Origin of the sequence: Acidaminococcus intestini DSM 21505, from assembly GCF_000425045.1 — a bacterium.
Taxonomy (GTDB): Bacteria; Bacillota; Negativicutes; order Acidaminococcales; family Acidaminococcaceae; genus Acidaminococcus; species Acidaminococcus intestini.
The window spans coordinates 1-10,282 of sequence record NZ_AULA01000046.1 but is presented as its reverse complement, the minus strand read 5'-3'; the positions used below and the strand labels follow the sequence as shown (position 1 = coordinate 10,282).

General features: G+C 49.8%; 11 protein-coding genes and 1 pseudogene. 10 read left to right on the top strand and 2 right to left on the bottom strand.

Features of this window, described 5'->3' with window-relative positions; all coding sequences use genetic code 11:
• Positions 1–293: transposase (locus H503_RS0110635; RefSeq protein WP_162141344.1), on the top strand; the 293-nt coding region annotated here is incomplete at its 5' end.
• Positions 294–783: 490 nt separating this feature from the next.
• Here H503_RS0110635 and H503_RS0110620 read toward each other — a convergent pair.
• A complete protein-coding gene (locus tag H503_RS0110620) occupies positions 784–1,476 on the bottom strand; it encodes a YoaK family protein (protein WP_009014911.1) in 693 nt (230 codons plus the stop codon).
• A 167-nt stretch (positions 1,477–1,643) separates the two neighbouring features.
• Between H503_RS0110620 and H503_RS0110615 the strand changes: the two genes are divergently transcribed.
• The 7 genes from H503_RS0110615 (at position 1,644) to H503_RS0110585 (ending at position 6,951) form a co-directional block, all read left to right on the top strand.
• A complete protein-coding gene (locus tag H503_RS0110615; RefSeq protein WP_009014910.1) occupies positions 1,644–2,522 on the top strand; it encodes a LysR family transcriptional regulator in 879 nt (292 codons plus the stop codon).
• 89 nt (positions 2,523–2,611) lie between these two features.
• Entirely contained in the window at positions 2,612–3,076 is a 465-nt protein-coding gene (gene queF / locus H503_RS0110610) for a preQ(1) synthase (RefSeq protein WP_009014909.1), read from the top strand.
• Entirely contained in the window at positions 3,069–3,770 is a 702-nt protein-coding gene (gene queC / locus H503_RS0110605) for a 7-cyano-7-deazaguanine synthase QueC (RefSeq protein WP_009014908.1), read from the top strand. The genes queF and queC overlap by 8 nt, the downstream gene beginning before the upstream one ends.
• Entirely contained in the window at positions 3,770–4,096 is a 327-nt protein-coding gene (queD, locus tag H503_RS0110600) for a 6-carboxytetrahydropterin synthase QueD (protein WP_014128161.1), read from the top strand. Before queC ends, queD begins: the two co-directional genes overlap by 1 nt.
• Positions 4,074–4,742: a putative 7-carboxy-7-deazaguanine synthase QueE gene (queE, locus tag H503_RS0110595; RefSeq protein ID WP_009014906.1), complete on the top strand. Its 669-nt coding sequence runs from the start codon at positions 4,074–4,076 to the stop codon at positions 4,740–4,742. Before queD ends, queE begins: the two co-directional genes overlap by 23 nt.
• Positions 4,743–4,766: 24 nt before the next feature.
• Entirely contained in the window at positions 4,767–5,768 is a 1,002-nt protein-coding gene (locus H503_RS0110590) for a hypothetical protein (protein ID WP_016459727.1), read from the top strand.
• Entirely contained in the window at positions 5,761–6,951 is a 1,191-nt protein-coding gene (locus tag H503_RS0110585) for a hypothetical protein (RefSeq protein WP_026385730.1), read from the top strand. The genes H503_RS0110590 and H503_RS0110585 overlap by 8 nt, the downstream gene beginning before the upstream one ends.
• 72 nt (positions 6,952–7,023) lie before the next feature.
• Here the strand turns inward: H503_RS0110585 and H503_RS0110580 are convergent, their stop codons facing one another.
• Complete coding sequence (locus H503_RS0110580; RefSeq protein ID WP_227077616.1) at positions 7,024–8,481, bottom strand: serine hydrolase domain-containing protein; 1,458 nt, start codon at positions 8,479–8,481, stop codon at positions 7,024–7,026.
• Between the two features lie 282 nt (positions 8,482–8,763).
• On the opposite strand from H503_RS0110580, the gene H503_RS0110575 reads away from it, so the two are divergent.
• Both H503_RS0110575 and H503_RS0110570 read left to right on the top strand, forming a co-directional pair.
• A complete protein-coding gene (locus tag H503_RS0110575) occupies positions 8,764–9,858 on the top strand; it encodes a dipeptide epimerase (protein ID WP_009014902.1) in 1,095 nt (364 codons plus the stop codon).
• Between the two features lie 34 nt (positions 9,859–9,892).
• Positions 9,893–10,189 (top strand): annotated as a pseudogene (locus H503_RS0110570) (DUF819 family protein); the annotation flags it as partial.
• Between the last annotated feature and the right edge of the window lie 93 nt (positions 10,190–10,282).

Genomic DNA, 10,282 nt, shown 5'->3' with positions numbered 1-10,282 from the left:
AGAAGACTGAATTGGCTGCGAAGCGGGAGCTAAACAAATGGTTAGCTATGGTAATGGGCTACAACTTAGATGCTTTTAAAGGGATTTTAAGATCTTTTAAAGATTGGGAGGCTGCAATTATTCAAGCAATTATCCAGCCATACTCCAATGGATTCACAGAAGGCTGTAACAACCTGATTAAGACGGTTAAGAGAGTTGCATTTGGAATGCGTGATTTCAACAGATTTAGGAACCGGATTCTCTATGTGAATTGGCAAAAAAGGAACTCGGCAAATGCCTTGCCGAGTTCCTAAAAGGCGATTTAGTTGTGGGGCACCCCAACATTTGACAAAGAACCTTTTTTATGTGTGACCAACTTGTTTTTGTGCTGCCGTCCCGTCGGAAAGGTTCCATTCCGGCACGGCGTCAGCCTTTTTGAGGAGGGGGGTACATAGCTTCCCAGTTTTTGCTCGGATGGGCAGCGACGGTGAGACTCTGCAGAAGGAAAGGATAATAGGACGTTTCAAGGCAGCAGGATGGGAATCTTTCCATCCACCTTCTTTTCCGTCATCTTTAAGGGGAAAAGAGAATGCCCTGACGCGCTAAAAGGTAAGCAGAAAGGCGCCTTCTTCCTTACGATGGCAAGGACTGAAAAGCAGCAATCAGCGTTGCCGGATGTAGGAAAGGTCCCTCTTTCAAAACAGGGGCGGCGTACTTGGGAAAATGAAAAGGCCCTGAAACGTAAGGCTTCTTTACGGGTTTTGTGAAAGAGGGGACAAGGCTTCGAAAAGAGCTAAGCAATCCTTACTCTTTTAGTGTGAGGGCACCGAACAAAAGAAACAGGGCCGGAACGATAATGGCCGAGTCGCCCATGGCTTTTGTGATGGCAAAGCCCCAAGCAGAGCCCAGACAGAAGATGCTGTTGATGAAGATGTAGAGCAGGGCTTTTTTGAGGGATCCTGTTTCATGGTCCTTCAGGTAGGCGCTAAAGGCTTCGACGGTGCGCTTCATATTGCCCATGACCATGATGCTCGTGTATTCATGGCCTTCGACGCGGTGGAAGGTCTGCATCTGAAGCCCTGAGGACAGGCCCAGGAGACAGAGTACAAGGCGGGTTGCGGCAAAACTATCCGGCATGAGGGCTGACAGGGTCATGAGGAGGCTCTGGAAAAGGAGAATGATCTTTTCGAACGTGACGAGGTCAGCCTGTCTATCCCTGAGCTGCTGGGAAAGGAAAAGGCCCAGCATATAGGAAAGAATGGGAAAGAGAAAGGTCAGGACGCCCAGAAAATGACCGCTTGCCATGACGTGACCGGAATAGATGATGTTTCCCGTTTGGGCAAAGGCAAATACACCGCCCCGGGCAAGAAAGCTGTAGGACGCACAGAAGCCGCCTACGGAAGTCATGATGAAAAGAAGGGGATAGGAATCCCGTCGCAGTCTTATGGAAAGACTGCCTCGCCCGCTTGCTGCCTTTGAAATCGTCGATGCCATCATATCCATGCTCCTTTTTATAGGTGCCTCGTACTATGGAAACGAGGCTTACAAATTTTTACGAAAAGTACGCTCTTTTTTGTGTTATAGTATAGAGTGAAAAGAGAAATTTGTATAATATATTTTATCTCTTGTGATATAAAATAAACCTATGGAATAAGGAGCCTGTCATGAACCTCATCCAACTGCGCTATTTCCAGGCTGTCTGCGCCTGCGGAAATTTGACCCAGGCGGCGCAGCAGCTCCATATTTCCCAGCCTTCCCTGTCGAGCGCCATCCAGACCCTTGAAAAGGAATTTGGCGTGGGGCTTTTTGTTCGCCAGTATCGCGGTGTAGAACTGACGGCAGAAGGCGAGCAGCTCCTCAAGCTGTCCCGTTCCCTTACGGAAAATGCCGATAAACTTGTGCGGATCATGCAGGACCTTGGTGCCGGCCGTCATATCCTGCGTCTTGGTGTGCCCCCTGTTTTAGGAGGCTGGCTTTTGCCCCGCCTTTATACCGATTTTTTTCGCCACCATGAGGAGCTCGGTTTGGAAATCATGGAAAAGCGGCGGGCGGTCATCAAGGAAGAGTTGGAACATGAACTTCTGGATCTTGCCTTCATTATTCATACACAGCCCGTATACAGTGGATTTGAGTCCCTTTTTGTCACGGACCTTGAATCAGGAGCCCTCGTCTCCCGAGCTCATCCCCTTGCAGGGGAAAAAGTCCTGCCTCTGGCAAACCTATCTGCGGAAAAACTGGTTCTTATGCCAGAACTTTTCTTTCAGTCCGAGCTTGTAGAGGAACGCTTCCGCAAAGCCGGTCAGGAACCTCAGATCCTTTGCCGCACGTCCCAGCTGTATACCATGATCCAGCTTGTGAAAAATGGCGGGGCCATGGGTGTTGGCTATAAGGAAATGTTTCTAGACGACCCTGACCTTTGCTTCCTTCCTTTTAAGGAACCGCTCAAGATTCACCTGAGCCTCATCTGGAAGAAGCACCAGTATGCGTCGGAAGGCATGAAGCAGCTCATTGCCTTTTTGAAAAATGGCAAGGCAAGTTCCTAAGGGAGCCCTTGATTCTACAGCCTTGCAACAAACTTGGAAGATAGGATATAATATTTGTTCGTAACCAAAAAGAAGAAAGGTCTGTCATTATGAGAACAAAAGAAGAACTTGCCGGTGTGACCGCTCTTGGCAGCGGCCATACGGAATATAAAAGTACCTATGATCCTTCGGTCCTGGAAGCTTTCCCCAATAAGCATGAGGAAGCGCCTTATCTGGTCAAGCTGAACTGCCCGGAATTTACAAGCCTTTGCCCGAAAACAGGCCAGCCTGATTTCGGCCGCGTTGTCATCAGCTATATCCCGGATCACAAACTGGTGGAAAGCAAATCCCTGAAACTCTATCTCTTTTCTTTCCGCAATAACGGAGACTTCCATGAAGACTGCGTCAATATCATTAAAAATGACCTAGTGGCTCTTCTTTCGCCGAAGTATCTGGAGGTTGCCGGTTATTTCAATCCTCGCGGCGGTATCAGTATCCTCCCTTTTGCCGTCTATTACCAGGACGAATATAAAGAAATGGCCCAGCGCAGAATGGAGGCCTTTGTCCATGAGTAAGAAAGCCCTTGTCCTGTCAAGTGGCGGTGTGGATTCAACGACCTGTGTATCCGTGGCGGTTCATGAATTGGGCCGGGAAAACGTTGCTACTGTTTCCATCTTTTATGGGCAGAAACATCGCAAGGAACTTGACGCAGCCCAGAAAGTGGCTGATTTTTATCATGTACCTCATTATGAACTGGATTTATCAAAGATCTTCCAGTATTCAAACTGCAGTCTCCTGTCCCATTCGACGGAAGAAATCATCCACGAAAGTTATGAGGACCAGATTGCCCAAAATGGGGAAGGCAAGGTATCGACCTATGTGCCGTTCCGTAATGGGCTGATGCTAAGTGCCGTTGCAAGCCTTGCCATGAGTCTTTTTGAAAAGGACGATGTGGATATTTACCTTGGCGCCCACGCCGATGATGCGGCAGGCAATGCTTATGCCGACTGCAGCGAGGCCTTTACGGATGCCATGGGGAAGGCCATTTCCATAGGAACCTATGAGCAGTGTCATTTGGTGGCGCCTTTTGTGGAAGTCAACAAGGCAGGCATCGTAAAAAAAGGCCTTGAATTGGGGACTCCTTATGAATTGACGTGGAGCTGCTACGAAGGCGGTGACCGTCCCTGCGGCACCTGCGGTACCTGTATCGACCGGGCGCGCGCCTTTGCGGCTAACGGTGTCCCGGATCCCGCATTGGAGGAAAAGTGATGTATACGGTAACAAAAAGGATGGAAGTGAGCGGTGCCCATGCACTCAGGCTTCCTTATGAAAGCAAATGTACCCGCCTTCACGGGCACAACTGGATCATTGAAGTGACCTGCCGCCGGGAAGAACTGGATGAAAATGGGATGGTCGTCGACTTCCATCATATCAAGGATGTGGTAAAAAAGCTCGACCATCAGAACCTCAATGCCATCCTGTCCATGAATCCGACGGCGGAAAACATTGCCAAGTGGATCCATGACCAGGTCCCATACTGTACCAAGGTCATGGTCCAGGAATCAGAAGGGAATGTGGCTGTTTATGAAGACTGAGCGATTCCCGGTTGTGGAGATTTTTGATTCCATCGATGGAGAAGGAAAGCGAACTGGCTATATGGCTACCTTTGTTCGCTTTGCTGGCTGCAACCTGCGCTGCTCCTACTGCGATACGGCCTACGCCTGGGACGCGTCACAGGCAAAGGAATGGCTGTCTGAAGACAATCTCTTCCAACAGATAACAGCCTATCCGTGGAAACGGGTGACCCTCACGGGCGGAGAACCGATGCTCCAGCCCATCGAGACCCTCTGCCGCCGTTTAGGGGATGCAGGTTATGAGGTCAATATTGAGACGAACGGCGCGGCAGCGCTCTTTTTGGAGCGTCCGGACAGGCTTTTTTATACCATGGATATCAAGAGTCCCTCGTCCGGGGAAAAGGACCGCATGCGCTGGGAAAATCTTTCCCTCCTGACGGCAGACGACGTCTTGAAGTTTGTCGTCGGGTCCGTAGAGGACCTGCGCTATATGGAAACCATCCTTAGCACCTATTCCATCAAGGCCCAAATTTACGTATCCCCTGTTTTTGGTAAGATTGAGCCTGTGGCGTTGGTGGACTTTGTCAAACATCATCAGCTTTCCCGCGTCTGCGTCCAGGTTCAGCTCCACAAGGTGATCTGGGACCCCGAAGCACGGGGCGTGTAACAAGGAGAAAAGGAGACCCCAGTCATGACAGAAACGAATTCCAAATCCCGCCGTCAGTACTGGCAGGAACGGGCTGCCGCGGCCCGCAAAAAAGGCGGCGTCACGGAAGACCTTATCAAGGAATATATGATGGATCAGCAGCAGCAGTTCCTTAGCGTCCTTGAAGAAATTGGCATGCTTGGAAAAGCTGGCAATCTGCGCAAAGCCCTTCGGAAGATTCGCCGCGTTGTGGAAAGCGCCTTGCCGGAAAAAAATGACCAGCTCATTTCCAAGGCCCTTGATCATCCGCTGGAATACCTCGTCTATCCGATTTTCTTTGCCAAGGAATGTGAAGGAAAACGCTTTACGCCGGCACCGCTTCCCATTGGTCTTGGCTACCATCTGTGGGGCGGTATCCTTATGGACCTGGGAAAACCGGAAGACGCTTATAAACGCTTTGAGCAGAGCCTGATGTGGAGTCCTTTTTCCTACGCCAATTACTATCCCATGAATCGCATCCTTGAAGGGAAGGGAGACTTGTCTGGATGGCTCCAAAATATCCGCCGCGAATATGAACAGGCCATTTACCGCCGCAATCTCATGGAAGCCTATGGGGAGCTGGCCCGTTACTACCTTGTGACAAAGAAAACGGAAAAGGCGGCTGCCATTGCAGCCTATATGAAAGCCCATCCCATCCTTGATTCCCTGCCGTCTTATTGGGACAAAGCCATGGAGGACGCTATGAACGCCCTTTCCCCCGATAGCCTGCCGGCTTTTGACGAAGTGGTGAAGGACGCAGGCCTTGGTAAGGGACCTCATGAAAGCGCTGTAAAGGCCCTCGACGAAGTGGCTGAAAGAGCCCTTACCCTTCATAATGAGGATACGGCAGAACGGGTATATGCCTACCTCTATGACTTGACGCAGGACTCGAGCTACAAAGGAAAGGCAGCTCAGATCAAAAAGCACGATCACAGTCATGAAGGCTGCCACAATCACGATCACCATTATCCTCATAACAATGATGAGAAAGGAAAGAGTCATGAGTGACGATAAGCTGATTTATTTCCATAAATATGATCATCACGACGGAAAAGAGCTTCCAGAAGGACTTTTTCACGGCCATCACCATGACGGGGACTGTGACTGCGGCTGTGGTCATGATCATGATCATGATGTGGATGGATTCCATGCCCAGATCATGGGAAGCACGGAACCGGGCCTTTTCAGTGAAGACAGCTTTGACCCCGACGAAGTGGACAATGTGGTCTTGACCCTTTACAACGAATGCGTCGATGAACTGCTTGCCATTTCTGACCTTGTCGATAAAGGTAAACTGGAGAAGGCCTTGCGCCGGGTCCGCAGACTGACGGAAATGCACAGGGAATTTTATTCGGGGGAAGAAAATCTTGATGAACGGAGTCTTGCCCTTAACACGGAAGTCCCCATTTACCGCTGCCTCAAGGACCTGCGCGGCGAAAAGGATAACCTGCTCCTCATGCCTGTGCCCCTTCATGTCATGTATTTTATGTGGGGCATGATCCTTTATAAACTAGGAAAAGAGGAAGCCGCCATGAAAAAGTTCAAGTGGGCCTGCCGCCTCAATCCTTTCCATACACTCCCTTATGCCGCCATGAACCGTTACTGCGAGAAACATGGCGATAGGAAAGCTTGGCTGGACAATATCCGTCGGGAAGGAAAAACCATCTATGCAGATGGGGTTACGGAAGCTTTTGCCGAATTGGGCCGCTATTTGGCTTTTGAAGGCCGGATTCCCGAAGCACGGGCTTGCTATGAGTATGTCCTTGACTGGAATGCCGAGACGGAACTTCCCGATGCCTTTACGAAGGAACTGGCCGACCTCCTTGACTCCACAGCTGAAGTGGCCGACTTTGACGATGTGTGTGCCGAGTTTGGCTTGGAACCCGGTGCCGACTCCGAAGTCCTTGAGGCCATGGAAAAGGCCATGAAGGTTGCGGAAAAACAAAATGATTATACATCATGGGAAGCTATCCAAGAAGGCCTGTTCCTACTCACTAAGGATGAATCCTATTTTGACAAGAAATGGCATGGCTCCGACGATGATTTCGATGACGATGAAATCTATGATGAGGAAACCGATGTGCCTCTTGTTCCCTTAGAAGATGAATTCGAAGACACCTGTGATGACGGTGAAAAGAAAGACAGGAAGAAGGGAAGCGGCCCTTCTGACGATGATGAAGGTCCTTTTTAAGAAAAGATAGGTGCACAATTAAAGAAGAGCTGCGAAAAAATGAAGTACTCATTTTTTCACAGCTCTTCTTTGTTATTCTCCAAAATAAAGGTGGCGGCAGATGGCATCCATGATTTTTTCTTCCCAGATGTAGTTGCCGCTGTAGGCCCCGGCACTTCGCGGGTCGTCATCTTCCGCTATGGCTTCGCCGTTCATGATGTAGAGGAAGCCGTTTTGGGTTCCTGGTACGACAAAGACGCCGGCTAGAAGGCCATAGGCTTCTCCCGTATGGCCCCATAGGTCAAGGACATGGTCCTTGACAACACGGCTTGTGCCCGTCCCTTTGATGGGGTACAGGGCAAGACCATAGCCTTCAATGGAACCGTTATAGGTGTCGCCATTTTTATGGGCCGCGGTATAGGTCCATTGAGGGGTCATCATTTCACGGACAAGGGAGGAAGAAAGGATGCGTTTGCCATTGAAGGTTCCCTTGTTGATGAGAAGGCGCAGGACATGGGAGAGCTCTTCGTAGGAAATACGCAGACCGCCTTGGGGCGCAAAGATGGTCCCGTTGGTTCCGACTTTGTAGCTAGAAAGGCTGTAGCCGCTTGGTGCAAGGGCAGGGCTCGGCTGGCGGCCCCTGAAATCATCGACTTGGGGAATCCAAGGTCCAAATTCGTTCCAGCTGCTTCCCCTGTTTTTTCGATAGACAGTTCCTAATTCCTTGAAAGCTGCTGGTGAAAGCGTGGCAGGAAAGAAGCTGGCTTCTGTTTCAAGGTCCGTGAGGATATGGCGCTTCATATAACGGTCGAAGCGTTCTCCCGTTACTTTTTCGATGATGGTTCCAAGGACACCGTAGTTGATGTTGGCATAGGTGAAATATGTTCCTGGCTGCTGCCATTTTGACGCAAAGTGGGAGGGATGGTAGTAGCTCGTGCCCGGTTTGAAATAATCCCGAATGGGAACCGATGGCGGCAGACTATAGGTCCTGCCATCACGCAGGCTCGACGTGTGGGAAAGGAGCATACGTACCGTTATGGGAACCGTGGGCGCGTTAGGATTGCGCAGGCTGTAGCCTAGATAGTGGCTGATATCCTCGTCGAGCTGAATCTTTCCTTCCTGGACAAGCTGCATGACGGCGAGGCCTGTCACGGTCTTTGATACGGAGGCAACGCGGAAGCGGGTGTTTCTTGTTACGGGTTCATCCTTTCCACCGGAACTTGCCCCAATATGGCGGCGTCCAGCAAAATGGGAGTAGACCTCACGGCCATCTTTGAAGACAATGACGCCAAGGCCAGGGACTTTCGTTCCAGAATCTCCAATCATGCTGTCAAGTTCCTTGGTCAGGGCCGCTTTTGATTGGGCAGAAGGCATTCCTTTTTTAAGGCCTGCCGGTACTTTTTGCCCTGCCGTCTGATAGGAAGCTACTTTCTTTACCGTTTTTTTGGATGCTGCAGTGGCCTGTGCCGTGCCCAAGGGAGAAAAGGATAGGCTGACAAGGCCCAAAAGGCCGAGAACGAAGAGTTTTTTTGGATACCATGGGTTCTTCAATGAAAAACGGGCACCTTGCTGGAAAAGGGCCCGGACACCACCTTTCTTTTTTATCGGGAAAAATGCTTTTCCTTCATTATAACGAAGGCGGACGGCAAGGACAAGGAAAGGACAGGGAATTTCCCTTTTTTGACGCATATTTTTTATAAAAAAAGATACAAAAAATATGTATAAAATGATTGAAAAGGAGAAAATAAAAGGCATCAGGGTGTTTTTATTGACGGAATAAAGAGAAAGAATTATGCTTGATTTATCAAAATAAAGTGGGAGGCGTGTATTTTTATGAAGATAACAGCCATCAAATTGGGCAGAATTTCTGTGCCGCTGCGCGTTCCCTTCAAAACGGCTCTGCGTCGTGTTGATTCCGTAGAAGATATCATCGTTGAAGTGCATACGGACACGGGGGAAATTGGCTATGGAGAAGCGCCTCCAACCGGTGCCATTACGGGTGATACGACAGGAGCCATCATTGGCGCCATCACCGACCACATCCGTAAGGCCCTTGTGGGGCGTGATATCGATGATTTTGAGGACCTGACAACAGCTTTGGACGGTGCTGTTGTCAAAAACAGCAGTGCCAAAGCGGCTGTCGATATGGCCTTGTGGGATCTGTACGGACAAAAATATCAGATTCCCGTCTATAAACTGCTCGGTGGAGCTCGGAAAAAGATTATCACGGATATTACGATCAGCGTCAATTCACCGGAAGAGATGGCCCGTGATGCGGTAAATGCCATCAAGCGGGGTTATGATACCTTAAAGGTAAAGGTAGGGGTCGATCCAACTCTTGACGTAGCCAGGCTCAAAGCCATTCGTGACGCTGTAGGAAGCGCACCCCGCATTCGCATTGATGCCAATCAGGCTTGGGCTCCAAAAGAGGCTGTCCGTCTCCTGAACGAAATGCAGGAATCCGGATTAGCCATTGAACTTGTGGAGCAGCCGGTCAAGGCCCATGACCTAGAGGGACTGACGTATGTGACGGAACGCTCCTATGTGCCGGTCCTTGCCGATGAAAGCGTCTTCAGCGCTGAAGATGCCCTGAAAATCGTGGAAATGCGGGCAGCGGACCTCATCAATATCAAGCTCATGAAATGTGGTGGTTTGACAAGTGCCCTCAAGATTGCTGCCTTGGCGGAGATCTCTGGCATGGAATGCATGATTGGCTGTATGTTGGAGGCCAAAGTGAGTGTCAACGCGGCTGTGCATCTAGCCTGTGCCAAAAAAGTCATTACCCGCGTTGATCTTGATGGACCCGTCCTTTGCAGTGAAGATCCCATCGATGGCGGTGCCGTCTTCAACGAAAAGGAAATTACCGTTTCTGACGCACCGGGCCTCGGGATCAAGGGCATCCGCGGTTTGACTTATCTTGATGTGTGACGGCGCCTGGTTTTCCTGAAGGGAAGTGGATATAATGGTCATTACGAATGGTTTTATGTATATTGCTTTTCTTATGTGTTTGGCAGGGATTCTTCTTGCCCTTGAAAAATACACAAAATGGAAGATTTTCAATGTTGTGCCGCCCCTTGTCTGGATCTATGTCCTCAATATGATTTTCTGCACCTTGGGTCTCTACCATTCCAAAGAAGTTTCCGCTGCCTATAAAGCGCTGAAGAACAATCTCCTGTATGCTATGATTTTTGTCATGCTCCTGCGCTGCGATTTCCGGAAACTTGCCAAGTTAGGCGGGCGCATGGTGGCCATCTTTCTGGTTCTTTGTCAAATTTTGGGGTGCTAAAGTGTCTATGCACTCCTGGAGAGGACATGCACTGAATACAGTGCGTGTCCTTTTTCGTTGCGTGTG